Annotated in this window: 17 protein-coding genes and 2 pseudogenes; 12 read left to right on the top strand and 7 right to left on the bottom strand. The window is 70.2% G+C overall.

Features of this window, described 5'->3' with window-relative positions; translation table 11 throughout:
- The first annotated feature begins 8 nt into the window (after positions 1 to 8).
- The 4 genes from OU415_RS19460 (at position 9) to OU415_RS19445 (ending at position 3,554) form a co-directional block, all read left to right on the top strand.
- Positions 9 to 269 (top strand): Prokaryotic metallothionein, encoded by a 261-nt coding sequence (locus tag OU415_RS19460; RefSeq protein ID WP_270950302.1) that lies wholly within the window; start codon positions 9 to 11, stop codon positions 267 to 269.
- 712 nt (positions 270 to 981) lie between these two features.
- Positions 982 to 1,731 (top strand): putative protein N(5)-glutamine methyltransferase, encoded by a 750-nt coding sequence (locus OU415_RS19455; RefSeq protein ID WP_270950301.1) that lies wholly within the window; start codon positions 982 to 984, stop codon positions 1,729 to 1,731.
- Positions 1,732 to 1,956: 225 nt separating this feature from the next.
- Positions 1,957 to 2,913 carry a phosphotransferase family protein gene (locus tag OU415_RS19450; RefSeq protein ID WP_270950300.1) on the top strand — a complete coding sequence of 319 codons (957 nt, stop codon included), beginning with the start codon at positions 1,957 to 1,959 and terminating at the stop codon, positions 2,911 to 2,913.
- Between the two features lie 77 nt (positions 2,914 to 2,990).
- Positions 2,991 to 3,554 (top strand): dihydrofolate reductase family protein, encoded by a 564-nt coding sequence (locus OU415_RS19445; protein WP_270950299.1) that lies wholly within the window; start codon positions 2,991 to 2,993, stop codon positions 3,552 to 3,554.
- Here OU415_RS19445 and OU415_RS19440 read toward each other — a convergent pair.
- The 4 genes from OU415_RS19440 to OU415_RS19425 all read right to left on the bottom strand — a co-directional run bounded on the left by OU415_RS19440 (position 3,551) and on the right by OU415_RS19425 (position 7,654).
- Positions 3,551 to 4,813: an MFS transporter gene (locus OU415_RS19440; protein WP_270950298.1), complete on the bottom strand. Its 1,263-nt coding sequence runs from the start codon at positions 4,811 to 4,813 to the stop codon at positions 3,551 to 3,553. The genes OU415_RS19445 and OU415_RS19440 overlap by 4 nt on opposite strands.
- 138 nt (positions 4,814 to 4,951) lie before the next feature.
- A complete protein-coding gene (locus tag OU415_RS19435; protein WP_270950297.1) occupies positions 4,952 to 6,319 on the bottom strand; it encodes a carboxylesterase family protein in 1,368 nt (455 codons plus the stop codon).
- A 52-nt stretch (positions 6,320 to 6,371) separates the two neighbouring features.
- Positions 6,372 to 6,899, bottom strand: coding sequence for a gamma carbonic anhydrase family protein (locus tag OU415_RS19430; RefSeq protein ID WP_270950296.1), 528 nt, complete (start codon positions 6,897 to 6,899; stop codon positions 6,372 to 6,374).
- On the bottom strand, positions 6,896 to 7,654 hold the full coding sequence (locus OU415_RS19425) for a GntR family transcriptional regulator (protein WP_270950295.1): 759 nt from the start codon (positions 7,652 to 7,654) through the stop codon (positions 6,896 to 6,898). Before OU415_RS19425 ends, OU415_RS19430 begins: the two co-directional genes overlap by 4 nt.
- A 185-nt stretch (positions 7,655 to 7,839) precedes the next feature.
- Between OU415_RS19425 and OU415_RS19420 the strand changes: the two genes are divergently transcribed.
- The 6 genes from OU415_RS19420 (at position 7,840) to OU415_RS19395 (ending at position 13,862) form a co-directional block, all read left to right on the top strand.
- A complete protein-coding gene (locus tag OU415_RS19420) occupies positions 7,840 to 9,057 on the top strand; it encodes a CaiB/BaiF CoA transferase family protein (RefSeq protein WP_270950294.1) in 1,218 nt (405 codons plus the stop codon).
- A gap of 46 nt (positions 9,058 to 9,103) precedes the next feature.
- A complete protein-coding gene (locus OU415_RS19415; protein ID WP_270950293.1) occupies positions 9,104 to 10,081 on the top strand; it encodes a tripartite tricarboxylate transporter substrate binding protein in 978 nt (325 codons plus the stop codon).
- Entirely contained in the window at positions 10,078 to 10,560 is a 483-nt protein-coding gene (locus tag OU415_RS19410) for a tripartite tricarboxylate transporter TctB family protein (protein WP_270950292.1), read from the top strand. The genes OU415_RS19415 and OU415_RS19410 overlap by 4 nt, the downstream gene beginning before the upstream one ends.
- Positions 10,561 to 10,583: 23 nt before the next feature.
- Positions 10,584 to 12,077 (top strand): tripartite tricarboxylate transporter permease, encoded by a 1,494-nt coding sequence (locus OU415_RS19405; protein WP_270950291.1) that lies wholly within the window; start codon positions 10,584 to 10,586, stop codon positions 12,075 to 12,077.
- On the top strand, positions 12,070 to 12,843 hold the full coding sequence (locus OU415_RS19400; protein WP_270950290.1) for an enoyl-CoA hydratase/isomerase family protein: 774 nt from the start codon (positions 12,070 to 12,072) through the stop codon (positions 12,841 to 12,843). The genes OU415_RS19405 and OU415_RS19400 overlap by 8 nt, the downstream gene beginning before the upstream one ends.
- A gap of 104 nt (positions 12,844 to 12,947) precedes the next feature.
- Entirely contained in the window at positions 12,948 to 13,862 is a 915-nt protein-coding gene (locus OU415_RS19395) for an aminoglycoside phosphotransferase family protein (protein ID WP_270950289.1), read from the top strand.
- A 9-nt stretch (positions 13,863 to 13,871) separates the two neighbouring features.
- On the opposite strand, the pseudogene OU415_RS19390 reads toward OU415_RS19395, so the two are convergent.
- A pseudogene (locus tag OU415_RS19390) lies at positions 13,872 to 14,108 on the bottom strand (winged helix-turn-helix transcriptional regulator); the annotation flags it as partial.
- Here OU415_RS19390 and OU415_RS19385 point away from each other — a divergent pair.
- Positions 14,109 to 15,280, top strand: a pseudogene (locus OU415_RS19385) (transposase).
- A gap of 86 nt (positions 15,281 to 15,366) precedes the next feature.
- Here the strand turns inward: OU415_RS19385 and OU415_RS19380 are convergent.
- Both OU415_RS19380 and OU415_RS19375 read right to left on the bottom strand, forming a co-directional pair.
- Entirely contained in the window at positions 15,367 to 15,810 is a 444-nt protein-coding gene (locus OU415_RS19380) for a GbsR/MarR family transcriptional regulator (RefSeq protein WP_270950288.1), read from the bottom strand.
- Positions 15,810 to 16,616, bottom strand: a complete 807-nt coding sequence (locus OU415_RS19375) for an alpha/beta fold hydrolase (protein WP_270950357.1) — start codon at positions 16,614 to 16,616, stop codon at positions 15,810 to 15,812. Before OU415_RS19375 ends, OU415_RS19380 begins: the two co-directional genes overlap by 1 nt.
- Positions 16,617 to 16,779: 163 nt before the next feature.
- Here OU415_RS19375 and OU415_RS19370 point away from each other — a divergent pair, with 163 nt between their 5' ends.
- Positions 16,780 to 17,133, top strand: coding sequence for a hypothetical protein (locus tag OU415_RS19370; RefSeq protein WP_270950287.1), 354 nt, complete (start codon positions 16,780 to 16,782; stop codon positions 17,131 to 17,133).
- Positions 17,134 to 17,283: the final 150 nt, after the last annotated feature.

The raw sequence follows: 17,283 nt of genomic DNA, 5'->3' as shown, positions 1-17,283 counted from the left end.
GCGATGTCATGGCGACCTGCGAAGTCTGCGGCAACGACTACTGGATGACCTTCGAGGTGCACACCACCGGTGGCGGGGTGCACACCTTCGACAGCTTCGAGTGCGCGGCGCAGCGGTTGGCGCCGTTGTGCGAGCACTGCGGGTGCCGGATCCTCGGGCACGGTGTGGAGGCCAGTGGCCGGTTCTTCTGCTGTGCGCACTGCGCCCGCAATTCGGGCCTGGCGATGGGTATGGAGCTGCGGGACACGGTGGGTGCGCATCCGGGGTGATGGCGCAGCGTCCGCACGACCCAACACGCTTCACCCCATCGAGGGATGAACACCCCATCCGAACCTTCGTTATCAATACGTTATGAAACTGGTGAAACACCGGGACTACCTGCAACGACATGGCGGGTGAGACGGCCATTGGCGGTCCGGTTCGCGTCGGTTGTCGTGAACCGGAGTTGACAACCGGCGACGAGCCGTCGATTAACCCTCTTGGAGTAGTGGAGGACGCCCCGATGGCAGGTCTGGTTCGCTGGCTGGGCAGCATGTCGCGCGAGATGCAGCGGGCCCGCATGGTGATGCGGCACCCGCAGTCCAGCGCCCAGCGCAACACGCGGGTCTGAAGCACCCGCCCGTCCGGTGACTGCCGGACGCGTCGAGGCAGCGGGCTGGCGGCACCACGCCGCGAGCGCAATACCGGGGCACCCACGAACAACAACCGGGGCCCGTTGCCAGGACTTGCACCGCTGGGGTCGTGACCAACCTGGTCACGACCCCAGTTCCTTTTCCCCTCTCCCCCCACCCGCGCCGATCGACGCGGGTGGGTTTGCTACTGTGCCGCGAACCGTTCACGAGGCGAGGAGGTGAGACCGATTTCCCCCATGGCAGATCGGGTGCTCTCCTCCGACGACCTGACGCGTCGGTGATCGCGCTGGAGCGCCCGCCAGATCTTCGAAAGGCGCTCACGATTTCTTCTTCCTCTCTCTCCTCCGATGTGGTGGCCGCGCTGCGCTCGGCCGGGTGTGTTTTCGCCGAGGACGAGGCCGCTCTGCTGCACGAAGCAGCGCACGACGACACCGAGTTGGCCGAGCTCGTGCGGCGACGCGTCAGCGGCCTGCCGTTGGAACAGGTGCTGGGCTGGGCGGAGTTCTGCGGATTGCGGATCTCCCTGTCCCCGGGGGTGTTCGTGCCCCGCCGCCGCACCGAGTTCCTCGCCGAGCAGGCGATCGCGCTGACCGGTTCCGGTCCGGTGGTGGAGCTGTGCTGCGGAGCGGGTGCCGTGGCCGCAGCAGTGCTCGTCGCTCATCCGTCGGTGGAGCTCTACGCCGCTGATGTCGATCCCGCCGCGGTGAGCTGCGCGGCGGGGAACCTGCCCGGTGCTGCCGGGGTCGTCCGCGGTGATCTGTACCGGGCGTTGCCCGACGAGCTGCGGGGCCGGGTCGAGGTGGTGGTGGCCAACGCCCCGTACGTGCCCACCGGTGAAGTCGGCATGATGCCGCCGGAAGCCCGGTTGCACGAGCCGGCGGTGGCTTTGGACGGCGGTGCCGACGGTCTGGACATCCAGCGGCGGGTGGCCGCCGAGGCACCTCGGTGGCTCGCACCCGGCGGGAATCTGCTGATCGAGACCAGTCGCCGGCAGGCCCCGGGCACCGCTGCGCTGTTCACCGAAGCCGGGCTGCTCCCCCGCATCCTGCACTGCGAGGAGCGCGACGCCACCGTCGTGGCCGGAACCCGACCGCGCTGACACGCTCAACGCGGCACGGGTGTGCGGGCCAGGTGGTCCCCGGCCCGCACACCCGTGCCGCGTCCGACGTGGCGTTACTGCGGGAGTCGCTGCACACCCTCAAGCAGGATCTGCTGTTCGCACACGACGGCGCGATTCTGGCCCGGCATTTGGACGCTGCGCGTGCGCAAACCCTGTTCTGAAAAGCTTTTGCGCGTGCCGCCGCGGGGATGATCAGGTGGCACGGTGACCGATGATGAGGCGGCTGTCCGACCGTCGACACTGGCTTGGGTGAGCCGGCACCTGGAGGCCGGTGAACGGATCGTCAGAACCGAGGCGCTGCACGGCGGCATCACCGCCGAAATGCGGAGGCTGACCATCGGCACGCGGCACGGCGGCACCCGTCACCTGGTGCTGCGGAGCTTCGTCGCCCCGTCCTCCGTGGAGCACGCCGAGGACTGGCTGAACAGGGAGGCCGGCGCCCTGTCCCTGCTCACAGGGACCGGCGTGGCGGCTCCGGGACTGGTCGCAGTCGATCCGACCGCCGCGCATTGCGAGTACCCATCGCTGCTGATGACACATCTGGCGGGCCGGACGGTCCTCGACGACGCGGGCATCGAGACGCGCATCCCGCTGCTGGCCCGTCAACTCGTGGCGATCCACGCGTTGCGCCCCGCGCAGCGGCCCCGGGAGTACGTGGCGTTGACGACCGCCGACACCGTCGTGATTCCGAAGGGCGCCGATGCGGCGGCATGGGCCGCGGCGATCGAGGTGATCCGCAGGCCCGCGCCACCCTATGAAGGGCGATTCCTGCACCGGGACTTCCAACCTGGCAACGTGCTGTTCGACGTGCCGCCCGCGAGGCCGGCAGCTGCCCGGATCACCGGCGTCGTCGACTGGGCAGCGACCTCCTGGGGCCCGGCGGATCTCGATGTGGCGCACTGCTGCACCACTCTCGCGCTGTTGCACGGCCCGGTGTGGGGTCTGCGGTTCGCCGAGGCGTACGAGGAGGCCGGCGGGGTGCTGGCCGCAGCCGCGAGCGAGCGGCTGTACTGGCTGGTGCGGGACGGGCTGGCGTGCTCGGAAGAAGTGCAGTTGGTGGCGCAGGCATGGCGGGAGGCGGGCAGGGCGGAGTTGACGACGCGAGCCGTGGAGCAGCGGCTGGATGCCTATGTCACCACCCTGATGGACGTATTGGCCTGAGCCGAGGCGGTCCGGGTGGGTGACGGTCGTGGAGGATGATCGCCGGCAGAAGGCGGACCGACCGGCGAGGAGGAGACATGGGCAAGGTGGCGTGGGGATTCACGTGCTCGATCGACGGTTTCATCGCCGGCCCCGATCACGACATGAGCTGGCTGTCGACCGCGGAACCGCTGGCCGAGGGCACCACGGAGCGCATGGCGGGCAAGGTCGCGGTGATCATCTCCGGCCGGGACGGCTACGACGCGGCGAAAGCGCAGCGCGACGAGCGGGACGAGCTGACCTCCGAGGCCTACGGCGGCGCGTGGTCGGGCACCGAGATCATCCTGACCCACCGCCCCGAGGAGCTCGCCGGCGATCCGACCGTCGTCGCGCTGGACTGCGACGTCGTGGAGGCCATCCGCCGCGCCCGGGACATCGCCGGTGACCGGGACGTGCAGATCATCAGCGCCGACATCGCCCGCCAGGCGCTCGAGCACGACCTCGTCGACGAGTTGCAGGTCTTCGTCGCCCCGGTGTTCCTCGGCGATGGCATCCGCATCTTCGACGTTCCCGGTGGGCGCCGGATCGACTGGGAGCTGGTCGAGATCTTCGAGGACAGCCCGCGCAGCTTCGGGCGGACCTACCGTCCCGCAGGTCGCTAGCCGCTGGCCCGGGAGTCCAGGGCCGCCTCGGGCCGGGAATGGCTGAAGCGGCGCAGCGGGGAGTTGGTCAGGGCCAGCGCTGCAATGCCCACCACGCACATCAGGCCACCCGCGACGGCGGCGAAGGCCGCGGTGGTGGCCTGCGCGGCCAGTCCGGCCCGGAAGTTGCCGACCTCGGGGCCGGACGCGCCGACGATGTGCTCCACCGCGCTGACCCGGCCGCGGTGGGAGTCCGGGGTGGCCAGTTGCACGATCGCGGCGCGGGTGATCACCGAGGTGGTGTCGGCGGCGCCGGCGATGGTCAGGCACCCCAGCGCCAGCCACGGCGAGGGCGCGAGCCCGAACCCGATCAGCGCCAGCCCCCACACCCCGGCGGCGGCGAGCAGGACCACTCCGGTGCGGCGGGCGCGGGTGATGGTGCCCGAGGCCGCGCCCGCGGTGATTCCGCCGATGGCGATGGCGGTGAAGAACAGCCCGAGGGTTTGCGGGTTGCCGCCGAAGCGTTGTTCGTTGATCAGCGGGAACAGTCCGACGGGCATGGCCAGCACGGTGGCGGCCACGTCGGTCAGCAGGGCGCCGCGCAGCACCGGGCTTGCGGCGATGAACCGCCAGCCGCGCCAGATCGCGCGCAGCCCGGGCCTGCTGGGCTGCCCGTCGGGGCGCATCGACGGCAGTCGCAGCACGGCGTAGAGCACGGCGGTGAAGGCCAGTGCGTCGAGCAGGTAGCAGGCGCTGACACCCCACTGCGCGACGAGCACGCCAGCCAGTGCGGGGCCGAGGAGCATGGCGATCTGGAAGCTGAGGTTGCCCAAGGCCACCCCCGCGCCGACCAGCTCGGTGGGCAGCAGCCTGGGCACGAACGTCCGCCGGGCGGGAGCGCCGAGTCCACTGCCCGCCGAGTGCAGGGCCACCAGCCCTAGCAGCACCCACGGCGACTCGGCACCGGCCAGGCCGTGAACGGCCAGCGCCGCCACGGAGACCAGCTGCATGGTGGTGGCGGCCAGGACGAGCTTGCGGCGGTCCACCGCGTCGGCGAGGGTGCCGCCGGCCAGGCCGACGGTGGTCATCGAGATCGCCTGGACCAGCCCGACGGCCCCGACGGCGAGGGGGCTGGTGGTCAGCTGCCACATCTGGAACAGCACGGCGACCACGGTGAACTGCCCGCCCAGCGCCGAAACGGCCCCGCCCCACCACAAACGCCGGAACTGCGGGCTGGTGCGCAGTGGACGGGTGTCGAGCAGCCGGTCGAACACGCTCATGACGGCGGCAGCGGGCGCAGTTCAGACTCGGACGGATCACGTGGTGGCATCCGGTCAACGTAACAGGATTCGCGCACCTGCCGCGGTCGTGGCGGAGGTCCTGGCGTGAACCGGACGAAGCCGAGTGACTGCCCGTCGTCAGGCGCGGCGGTGGTGCAGGACGCCGGGGATGTCGCCGCGGTCGGGCAGCGGGTGGCCGCGGGCGAACTCGGCCCACAGGTGGCGCAGCGCGGTGGCGGCTTCGGTGATCTGCGCCCAGGTGGCGCCCGCGATGAGTTCGGCGTGCTGCCAGGCCTTTTCGTCGCCGAACAGCAGCGGGAGGTCGATGGTGTGGGCGGCGCCGTGGTCGTTGCCGGGTGCGGAGAAGGTGATGAGGTAGCGGTGCGCGCGGCCGCCGGCGCGGGTGTGGCGGCGGGCGAACCGCTTGGCCGGGCGCGTGTAGACCGCGGTGGTGAACGCGGCGACCACGGCGCGGCGGATTAGCTCACCCACGAGAGGGATCGCGGTGATGCGGTGGAACGCGGGCAGGGTGGGCAGGAACAGCCGCACTTCCTCGGAGGTGTGGCCGATGAGGACGTCGATGTCGGGCGCGACCGCCTCCCACGCTGCGGGAACGGCGTTCTCGCTGGGCAGCGGGTCGTGGCCGTACTGGGTGCCGAAGGGCATCGCGGCTTTGAGGCCGAAGCGCAGGATCCGCCTGGTGGCTGCGGTTTGGCGGGCGACGACGTCGGCGGCGGGCATCTCCGGTGTGACGTCACGGGTCGCTTCGGCCATCGCCTTGTACATCTTCGCTCGGCCGCGGGTGATGCCAAGCGGTGCGCTTTGGATGATCGCGCGGCGCAGCAGCCCGGCGGCCTCGGGGGTGGCCATCAGGTGCGCGACGGCGTCGCCTCCCGCGGATTGGCCGAACACCGTGACGTTGCCGGGGTTGCCGCCGAATGCGGCGATGTTGCGCTGCACCCAGCGCAGTGCGGCGATCTGGTCGAGCAGTCCGAGGTTGGCGGGCCGGTTCCCGCCGTCGCCGAGGTAGCCGAACAGCCCCAGCCGGTAGGTCACCGACACCACGACGAGGTGTTCTTGGGCCACCAGCGGGGCCGGATCCATGATCGCCAGGTCACCGGCGCCGGAGGCGTAGGAGCCGCCGTGGATCCACACCATGACCGGCAGCCCCGCTCCGGGGCGAACGTCGGTGGGCAGGGTGATCGACAGGTGCTGGCAGTGCTCGTCCTGGTCCAGGCCGTCGGAGGTGGCGCCGAGCACGCGTTCGAAGAACTTCACCGGTGCCTGCGGGCATCCCGGCGACCACGACGTGGCCGCCAGCGGCGTGGACCAGTCGGCGACCGGGGTGGGTGCGCTGAAGCGGTGGGCGTGGGCGTAGGGGATGCCGGTGGCGCGCAGGACCGCCCGGTCCGCCCAGCCGGTGATGGGTCCGCAGGGCGGGGTGAAGGTGGGCGGTGCGGTCAGGGGCGTCCTCGTTTCCGCTGGTCGATCCGATGGTGGATCCACCAGTGTGCCGTCGTCGGGCCAGGCGCGCTCAGCCCGACGACGGCCGGTGCGCTCAGCCGAGGGCGGCGCGGTGCTTGCGGCCCAGTTCGACGTAGTTCTGGGCGGAGAGCTTGAGCGCTTCCTGCTCCTGGTCGGTGAGTTCGCGGCGGACCTTGCCCGGTGTTCCGGCGACCATCGACCCGGGTGGCACCTCGGTGCCCTCCAGCACCACCGCGCCGGCGGCCACCAGCGATCCGGCGCCGATGCGGGCACCGTTGAGCACCACCGCGCCCATCCCGATCAGGCAGCCCGGTTCGACGGTGCAGCCGTGCAGGACCGCTTTGTGCCCGACGGTGACGCCCTCACCGATCCGCGCGGGGAATCCGGGGTCGGCGTGCACCACGCAACCGTCCTGGATGTTGCTGGCCGCGCCGATGCTGATGTCGGCCATGTCGCCGCGCAGCACCGCGTTGTACCAGACGCTGGCCTCCGCGCCCAGGCTCACGCGGCCGATCAGCGCCGCGCCCGGGGCCACGAACGCCTCCGGGTCGATCTGCGGGCTGATGCCGTCGATGGTGATGGTGGTCGGGTCGGCGGTCACTGGTCCTCCTGTGCTCGGCGCTGCTGGTGCAGCCATTGCAGCGCTTCTTCGGTGTGTCCGTCCACTTTGGTCTCGATGCCGTCGAGGAACGCGCGGTCGCCGTGCGCGGCCAGCTCGGCCAGCACCGCCTGCGGGTCACCGGCGTCGATGATCTCCAGCAGCCGGTGGTGGCGGGCGACGTCGCCGCCCAGGCTCTCCAGGTCGCTGCGGGCCTTGCGGTTGAGCGCCATGGACAGCATCAGCTGCAGCTGCAGCGCCCGGTAGGCCTCCTCGAGGCGCTGGTGCCCGGACAGGCCGACCACCGAGACGTGGAAGGCGAACGAGCACTCCAGGTAGCCCGGTTCGTCCCCGGCGGTGGCGGCCGCGCTCATCGCCTGCAGCGCTTCCCGGCACCGCCGCATCCGCGCCGGATCGCGCACCGGAACACCCAGCTGCACCGCCAGGCGTTCGAACTCCGCGCGCAGCGTGCAGATCTCGTAGATGTCGTGCAGCGTCAGCGGGGTCACGATCACGCCCTTGCGGGGCACCTGCCGCACCAGGCCTTCGCGTTCGAGCACCCGCAGCGCCTCGCGCAGCGGCGGGCGGCTGATGCCCAGTTCGCGGGTCAGTCGGTTCTCCACGATGCGCTGCCCGCACAGCAGTTCACCGCCGACGATCATGCGGCGCAGCGTGGTGGCGGCCAGCTCCACGAGGCTGGGTGGGCTGATGATGCTGGGGGCGCGCACCGACGGGGCGTCTTCCACGGATCCGGTCACGACCGGCAGTGTCTCCTTCCGGCGCCGGGTAGCGGGGCGTGTTCGGCGTTTCCCGCCTGAGCGGCTGGTCCGCCCGGAGCAACCTCGACGATCAAGCTTGTCAGCTTCGAGCTGACTGCTGTAGACAAAAGTCCAGTGATGCCGATCACGGTGTCCGGTTCACCCCCGGATTCATGGAGCCGCGCATGACTACCTCCCCCACGCCCGGTCCGCTCCCGCTGCACGGGGTGCGCGTGCTGGAGATCGGTGCGTTCATGGCCGCGCCGTTCGCCACGATGCAACTGGCCGACCTCGGCGCCGACGTCATCAAGGTCGAGAACCCCGCCGGTGGTGACCCGGTGCGCCAGACCGGGCCGTTCCTGTCCGGCCACAGCTCCCCGTTCCTGCGGCTCAACCGCAACAAGCGCTCCGTGGCGCTGGACCTGAAAACCCCCGAAGGCCACCGGATCCTGCAGCAGCTGCTCGACGACGCCGATGTGCTGGTGGAGAACCTGCGGCCCGGTGCGCTGGCCGGGCTGGGCTTCGGCCCCGAACCGGTGCGCGCCCGCAACCCCGCCCTGATCTACGTCTCGGCCTCCGGGTGGGGGCAGGACGGGCCGCTGGCCGATCAGCCGGGACTGGACATCATGGCCCAGGCCCGGGCCGGGCTGATGAGCATCACCGGCCACCCCGGCGGCCCGCCCACCAAGGTCGGCGTGCCGATGTGCGACCTGGTGTGCGGCCTGTACGCCGCGCTCGGAGCCGTGGCGGCGCTGCGCAGCAGGGAGAGCACCGGGCAGGGCCAGCACGTCGACGTCTCGCTGCTGGAGGCCGGGGTGTCGTTCGCGGTGTGGGAGGCCGGAACCTACTTCGCCACCGGGGAAACCGGCCGTGCGCACGGTTCGGCGCACCAGAACAGCGCCCCCTACCAAGCGGTGCGCAGCAAGGACGGGTGGGTGACGGTCGGGGCGACCACCACCAAGACCTGGCCGGCGTTCTGCCACGCCCTCGGCCTGGCCCACCTGCTCGACGACGAGCGCTACCGCAACTCCTACGACCGCTACCAGCACCGCGACAGCCTCATCCCCGCCATCGAAGACGCCACCGCGCAGCGCAGCACCACCGACATCGTCGACGCGCTCACCACAGCTGGGGTGCCGTGCGCGCCGATCGCCACCACCGATGAGGTGTTCACCAACGATCACCTGCGGCAACGGGACTTCTTCTGGGACGCCGAGCACCCCGAACTCGGGGCGGTGCGCCAGATCGGCTCCCCCGTGCGCCTGTCCGCCACCCCACCGCGACGCGACCAGGCCGGCCCGACGCTGGGTGCCCACACCCGCGAGGTGCTCACCGAAGCAGGCCTGGACGCCGACGAGGTGAGGCGGCTGGCCGAGCGCGGGGTCATCGCCACCGGCGACTGACCCCCAATCCCGGTTTCTTTTCGCGACGCAAGCTCGAGGAGGAGCTATGCGTGGGTTCTCGTGCGGCCGCCGGATGCTGGCCGTGTTGAGCGCGGTGGCGCTGCTGGGCGGGTGCGCGCTCGGCAGCGCTGGTCAGGACCAGGCCGGAGCGCCGCGGCCGGTGGGGGCGGTGACGATGGTGGTGCCCTTCGCCGCCGGCGGCGGCAGCGACATCTCGGGACGTGCCATGGCCGCCGGGCTGACCTCGGTGCGCCCGCAGATGCGCGTCGACGTCGACAACCGGGAGGGCGGGCAGGGCGCGGTGGCCTACTCCTACCTGCTGTCCAAGGCCGGTTCGCCGAACTACCTGCTTGCCACCGAAACGTCGCTGCTGGTGCTGCCGCTGAGCGTGGACGTGGCCTTCTCCTACCGCAGCTTCACCCCGATCATGAAGCTCGGCGAGGACTACACGCTGCTGGTCGCCCTGCCCTCTTCACCGATCACCAGTTGCGCGCAGGCGGTGGACCAGAGCCGCCACCGGCGGGTGCTGGCCGGGATCTCCGGTGCGCTGGGCCCGGATGCGGTGGTGTTCTCCGAGATGGAGCGGGTCGCGGGCGGGGACTTCGACACCGTGCCCTACGAGGGCGGTGGGGAAACGATGGCCGCGGTGCTGGGCGGGCAGGTGGAGCTGGCGTCGCTGAACCCCAGCGAGGTCATGGGCCAGTTGCGCGCCGGAGAGCTCAAAGCGCTGTGCGTGTTCGCCGACCAGCGCTACACCTACCCGCAGCTGGCCGACATCCCGACCTCGGTGGAGCAGGGCATCCCGGTGTCCTTCGCCCAGTTCCGCGGCATGATCGCCCCGGGCGGGCTGTCCCCGGAGGCCACCGAGCACTGGATCTCCGCGGCGCGCAGCTTCGCCGAATCCCCCGCCTACACCGAGTACGTGGCCTCGGAGTTCCTGCAGCCGCGGGTGGCCTTCGGCCAGGACTTCGCCGCCTACCTCGAGGAGAGCGAGAAGCTCGTGGCGCAGGTGGTGCGGCGATGATCGCGCAACGCGGGCAGGTGGTGTTGTTCTCCGGTTTGGCGCTGCTGGGCGCCGGATTCGCGGTGAGCGCGTTCGGCTACGGCGTGCTGCTGCCGGAATCGCGCATCGGGCCGGGGTTCCTGCCGCTGGTGGCCGGCGGGTTGCTGGCAGTGCTTTCGGTACTGCTGCTGGTCGAGCAGCTGCGCAGGCCACAGCCGTCATCCGCGGTGCGCGGGGTGGACGACTTCGGCCGCACCCCGCAGCAACGGGTGTGGATCTTGCGGCGGGTGTTCGTGCTGCTGCCGGTGGCCGTGGCGCTGGTTCCGGTGCTGGGCATGGTGTGCGCGCTCGGTGTGCTGGTGCTGGTGATCTCGACCTGGTTGGAACGGCGGCGCCTGCTGCCGGCGGTGCTGCTGAGCGCTTCATCGGCGGCAGCGATGTACGTGGTGTTCGCGGTGGTGCTGCAGGTGCCGCTGCCCACCGGGGTGTTCGGGTTCTGAAGCCGTGTGCGGAGGTGATCGCGTTGCTCGACAACCTGCTGCTGGGTGCGTCCACGGCGTTGACCCCGGTGAACCTGCTGTGGTGCTTCGTCGGGGTGCTGCTGGGCACCGTGATCGGACTGCTGCCCGGTCTGGGCTCCAGCACCGGGGTGGCGATCCTGATCCCGCTGACGCTGACCGTGGAACCGGTGACGGCGCTGATCATGCTGGCCGGCATCTACTACGGATCCCAGTACGGCGGCACGATCACCTCGGTGCTGCTGTCCACCCCGGGTGAGGCCGCCAGCGTGGTGACCACGTTGGACGGTTACCAGATGGCGCGCCAGGGCCGTGCGGGAGCGGCGCTGGCGATCGCGGCGATCGGGTCGTTCGCAGCCGCGATCGCCTCGCTGGTGCTGCTGGCCGCGGTGGCACCGCCGCTGGCGTCGGTGGCGTTGCAGTTCGGGCCCCCGGAGAACCTCGCGGTGATGGTGCTGGCACTGGTGACCCTCGTGGTGCTGGCGACCGGGTCGAAGCTGCGGGCCGCGGCGATGGCCTGCGCCGGGGTGCTGCTGGCGTGCGTGGGCATCGACTTCGGCACCGGTCAGGCCCGCTACACCTTCGGCAGCATCGAACTGCTCTCGGGCATCCCCTACATCGAAGTCGTGATCGGGTTGTTCGCCGTGGGCGAGGTGCTGCACCAGATCCAGGTCGGTGCCGCTCGCCCGATCCGCGCGGGTTTCCGCGACCTGGTGATCCGCCGCCGCGACATCCGCGATTCGGCCGGGTCCATCGCGCGCGGCAGCGCGATCGGGTTCGGGCTGGGCATCCTGCCCGGCGCCGGATCGACGCTGGCCTCGTTCATGGCCTACGGGCTGGAGCGGCGGGTCTCGCGCAACTCCGCGCAGTTCGGGCACGGCGCGATCCAGGGTGTCGCGGCCCCGGAGAGCGCCAACAACGCCGCGGCCAACGCCAACTTCATCCCCACCCTCACCCTCGGCATCCCCGGTGGCGCGACCACCGCAGTCCTGCTCGGCGCGTTGACCGTCTACGGCGTGCAGCCCGGGCCACTGCTGTTCGACGAACAACCCGACCTGGTGTGGGGGTTGCTGGTGTCGTTCTTCATCGGCAACGTGTTCCTGCTGGTGCTCAACCTGCCGTTGGCGCCGGTGTTCGCGCAGCTGCTGCGCATCCCCTACGGCTACCTCTACCCGCTGATCCTGTTCACCAGCTTCGTGGGCGCCTACGCCATCGACAACAACCTCTTCAGCGTGTGGCTGGTGCTGATCTTCGGCGTCATCGGCTACGGCATGAAGCGCTTCGACCTGCCGATGGCGCCGCTGGTGGTCGGGGTCGTCATCGGAGGACTGCTGGAAAAAGCGCTCGTGCAGTCCTCGGCGCTGCTGGACGGCAACCTGTGGCTGCTGGCGACCAAACCGATCGCGGTGAGCATCCTCGCCGCAGCAGCCGTGCTGCTCATCGGTCCCGCACTGGTGCGGCGCTCGCGCACCCGATCCGGAGAGGAAACCCATGTCTGACCAGCTGATCACCCGCCGCGACGGTGCCGTGCTGCAGGTGGTGTTCAACCGTCCCGCGCAGCGCAACGCCATGAGCTGGGCGATGTACGAGGGGCTGGTGGCCGCCTGCCGCACCGCCGAGGAGGATCCCGGCATCCGGGTGCTGGTGCTGCGCGGAGCCGGTGAGGAGGCGTTCGTGGCCGGTACCGACATCGCGCAGTTCACCGAGTTCAGCAGCGGCGAGGACGGCGTGGCCTACGAGCAGCGCATGGAAGCGGTGCTGGAGCGGCTCGAGGCGGTGCGGGTGCCCACGATCGCGGCGATCTCGGGCTACTGCGTCGGAGCGGGGATCGCGTTGGCCGCGGTGTGCGATCTGCGGGTGTCGACCACCACGGGGCGCTTCGGGGTTCCGGTGGCCCGCACCCTGGGCAACTGCCTGGCGATGAACACCTACTCGCTGCTGGTGTTCCACCTCGGCCCGGCGCGGGCGAAGGACATGCTGCTGCGCGCCCGGCTGTTCGACGCCGCCGAGGCGCACGCCGCGGGTTTCCTCACCGAAGTCTGCGAGGTCGAGGAGCTGGATGCCACCGTGGCCGGCATCGCCGCGCGCCTGGCCGAGCACGCGCCGCTGACGATGTGGGCGGCCAAGGAGGCGGTGCGGCGGTTGCGGGTGGCGAACCTGCCCGAGGGCGACGATCTGGTGCGCACCGTGTTCGGCAGCCAGGACTTCCAGCACGGGGTGCGCGCCTTCCTGGACAAGACCCCACCCCGCTGGCAGGGCCGCTGACCCCTCGGTTTCGGCTACGGTGACGGCATGCTTTGACGCATCCGCGCCCCACCTCGACTTCTTCGCCACCCGCATCGTGTTCCCGGTGACGAAGGAGTTGTTCTGTGCGTGATCGTGCTGTGGTGGTTCCGGCCGAGTACGCCGCCACCCACCGCGAGGTGTTCGGTGAGGGCCGCTGGCTCACCGACTTGCCCGCGTTGGCCCAGCGGCAGCTGGCGGCGTGGGATCTGCGCGTCGAGGGTGCGCCCCGGCACGGGATGGTGGCGTTGGTGCTGCCGGTGCGGCGGGCCGATGGGAGCGCGGCGGTGCTGAAGTTGCAGCCCGTCACCTCCGACACCGTGAGTGAGCCGGTGGGGTTGCGGGCTTGGGACGGTGCGGGAGCGGTGCGGCTGCTCGACCACGATCCCGATTCGGGCAGCATGCTGCTGGAGCGCCTGGGCCCGGCGGCGCTGTCGAGTGTGGACGATGACGATGCCGCGGTGCGCGTCATCGCCGAACTGCTCGCCCGCCTGCACACCGTTGCCGCCCCACCCGGTGTGCGGCACCTGGCCGAGATCGCTGCCGCGATGGTGCACGAGACCCCGCAGGCGTGCGGGCGACTGGCCGACGACCAGGCGGGGTTGCTGCGACGGTGTGCCGACGTCGTCGCCGAGCTGCTCTCCGAACCTGGTGAGCGCTTGCTGCACTGGGATCTGCACTACGACAACGTGCTGGCCGGTGGCCGTGAACCGTGGCTGGCCATCGACCCTCAGCCGCTGATCGGCGACCCCGGATTCGAGCTGCTGCCCGCGCTGGACAACCGCTGGGAGCAGATGGTGGCCACCGGTGATCTCCCCGCGGCGCTGCGGCGCCGTTTCGCGATCCTCACCGACGTGCTGGGCCTGGACCGGCAGCGGGCGGTGGGGTGGTCGTTGGGGCGAGTGCTGCAGAACTGCCTGTGGGAGGTCGAAGACGGCGCGACCGAGCTCAGCGACGTGCAGACCAGCATCGCCGAAACCCTGCTCCCGCTGGGCCCCTGACGGTCGCGGTCAGCCGTCGAAGCGGCGGCGTGCTCGCTCGATGTGGTCGAGGTGGTGGTGGGTCCAGCCGCAGATGACGTCGACCGCGGCGCGCAGGCCCTGGCCCGGTTCGGTGAGGGCGTACTCGACCTTCGGCGGGACGGTGGGGTGCACGGTGCGGTCGAGCAGGCCGTTGCGCTCGAGCATGCGCAGGTTCTGGGTGAGCATCTTGTGGCTGATGCCCTCGACTTCCTGGCGCAGTTCGCTATGGACAAGCGCACCGACTTCCTGGACTGCTTCACCCACGCCGGTGGCAAGCAGGCCCGTACCCCGGAGTTGAAGCGGAACCTGATCGCGGTGCTGATCGCGCATTCCACCAACCTCAGGCTGCCCCGCATGGCGGACGCCTGCGGGATCTCCTACGACGTCCTGGCCTGGACCGCCGAGTGGTATGTGCGGGAGGAGACGCTGCGCGCGGCGAACCTGGCGCTGATCGGCTACCACCAGAAGCTGCCGCTGACGGCGGTCTTCGGCTCCGGCACCTTGTCCTCCTCCGACGGCCAGCGGTTCCCCACCTGCGGCAAGTCCGTCACCGCCAGGGCGTTGAGCAGATATTTCGCGCACGAAGGGCTGTCGACGTACACGCACGTGACCGACCAGCACACCACCTACGGGACGAAGATCATCGTGGCGACAAAGCGCGAGGCGCACTGCGTACTGGACGAAATCCTCGGCAACGCCACCGACATCCCGATCACCGAGCACGCCACCGACACTTATGGGGTGACGCTGGTCAACTTCGGCCTGTTCGACCTGCTCGGGCTGCAACTGTCCCCACGCATCCGGGACCTGGGCAAGATCACCCTCTACCGGACCGGCCCAAAATCGCAGGTCGAGACGGCGTTCCCGCTCGCGGGGCCGATGCTGACCCGCCGAGCCAAGCTCGATCTGATCGCAGTGCACTGGAGCTCTCAGCATCCAGCCGGCAGAACGCCCTCGCCGCAGCGCTCAGGGAGTACGGGGCGCTCCGACGCACCATCTACGCCGCCCGCTACCTGTCCGACCCAGCCTACCGCCGGAAGATCACCCGACAGCTAAACAAGGGCGAGTCACTGCACGCGCTCAAGCGGGACCTGCTGTATGCCCACGAAGGAACGATCCGCGCCCGCCATCTGGAGCAGCAGACCGAACAAGCCTGGTGTCTCACCCTGGTCACCAACGCCGTGGTCACCTGGACGACCGAGTACTACGGCCTGGCGGTGGAGTCGATGCGCCGATCCGGGCGCCGCATCGACGACGAGGTGCTCGCCCACATCTCCCCAGCCCATAGCGAGAACATCAACTTCTTCGGCTCCATCGACGTCGACATCGAAGGGGAACTCGCCCAGCTCGGCCCCACCGGGTACCGGCCCCTGCGCGTGCGCGACACCCTGTTCTGACGCTTGGCCGCGACGGGGGAGCTTCCCGCGGAGCGATCGGGGAAAGGGGCTCGTGCGACGCGCAGATAGTGGGGAGTTGGAAGACCTCATCGAGTGTGACGGCATCTGCTGAGCATCTGCTCTCCGACGTCGACATAGCCGGCGAACAGCCCGATCACGTCGTGGAGCCGATCTTGTGCCGGGCCGGGATTGACCAGGTCTTCGCCGTCGCGCAGGGCGGCGATCAGGGTTCTGGCCCGCGCATGGCTGGCCTCCAACAGCGTCTCGATCCCGGCGGTGGCTTCGATGAGAAGTCTGCGGCTGCCGGGCTGCGGGATCACTCGGGCAAGCCCCCAGGAGTCCAGCTGCCGCACCGAGGTGCTCACCGCCCCCTTGCTCAGTTCCAGTTCGGCGGCGATCGCGTCGAGAGAGGCGGGCTCCTCGGTGACCAGGAGCAGCCCATAGACGCGGCCGGTCGCGTGCGGCAGATTCCACGAGGCCAGCAGGTCGCCTACCGACGTGATGAACGCGCGGCGCCTGGCCACGCTCATCACTGTGCCCGCCTCGATGCCGACACCGTGCGCAGGAACACCTCGATCGCCTTGTTCACCGTCTGAGGGGCGTCCTGGTTCGCGATGTGGCCGGCACCGGGGATGACGACCTCCTCGACGCCTTCGGCCTGAGCCCATCTAGGCATGGCCGAGGCGATGTTGCCGGTCCGGTCGTGCTCGCCACGGATCAGACACAGCGGCACTGGCGTGCGAAAGCCGGGATCGGGGGTGAGGAACTCGACGGTTGCCTGCCACACCTGGAGGAACTCCTTCTTCGACAACTGCGAGAAGGCACGCCGGGCATCTGCCCGCGCGGCCTCGCTCACCGCGGAGGCCTCCGCCATCAGGCGGGGAAGGTTCTTGGCCGGGATCATCGCCAGGCTCGGCGCGGCCATCTTCACCAGCAGATACTCCTTCCACGACAACGGCGCCGTGTTCCACGCCGCGCCGATCACGATCAGCGCCCGGGCCAGGTCCGGATACCGCCGCACGATCGCCTGACTGAGGTTACCGCCGAGCGACTGGCCCACCAGCACCGGCCGATCAAGCGCGAGGTGCTCGATCAGCGCGCGCAGGTCTGCGATCGCCCGTTCGGCGGTGAAGCCGGCACCGGCCGGGCGAGATAACCCGTGGCCGCGCATGTCCCACACGACGACCCGATATCCCCGGGCACGCAAATACTCGCGCTGAGCGTCAAACATCACATGATCGGCCCCAGCGCCGTGCGAGAACACCAGCGGCACACCGTCACCGCCGCTGTCGGCGTAACGAAGAGCGCAACCATGAAGCGACAGCGACAAATTCATCACTTACTAAATATAGCAAATTACGAGCCGGATGCGGGGATGGCCATCACAGGCGCGCACGGCCAGAACGAGGCGGAACTCCGGCACGCCCAGGCCACCTATGTAACCCGCAAGACCCCCCGGCGGGCGATCATCACGGTGGTGAACGCCATCCTGAAGGCTCGTGACCCCACCTGGTGTGGTGAGGCCACCAGCGCGGCGTCGGGATCTGCGCAACAGGCGCGCCCGGATGCGGCGCAAGGGCGGCGCCGTCGACGTCATCGTATGGCGCACCACCCAGCCCGGCTGCTGCCTCGCCTGCTGGCCGGACGGCGGGCCGGTCTTCCTCACCGATCGCCGTGCTCGGGTCGTGTTGCCGCCGGGCGACCTCGACCTCGGCTCCGGGCGAGTCCGGCTGTCCTACCGCAGGGCCGCCGAACTGTTCGAGCAGACGACCACCAACTGCCCCGGCGGGCCCTGGACACTCCACCAGCTCCGCCACTCCGCGCTCACCCACGCTGCGGAGGACGGCGCCTGACACCGGCAACCCCTACTTCGGCGACCACCGCCCGGTCAGCACGGTCCTCGGCGTGCGCGAGCTGACCTTCCCCGGTCAGCTCGTCGAGATCAGCTTCATCGTCGACGCGAAGCTGCCCGCCTGAGAGCCCTGGTGCGGAACCGTCACGGT

Source organism: Saccharopolyspora oryzae (assembly GCF_027853915.1).
In the GTDB taxonomy this organism is placed as follows: Bacteria; Actinomycetota; Actinomycetes; order Mycobacteriales; family Pseudonocardiaceae; genus Saccharopolyspora; species Saccharopolyspora oryzae.
The sequence above is the reverse complement of the archived record's forward strand: the minus strand, read 5'-3'. Positions and strand labels throughout refer to the sequence as shown.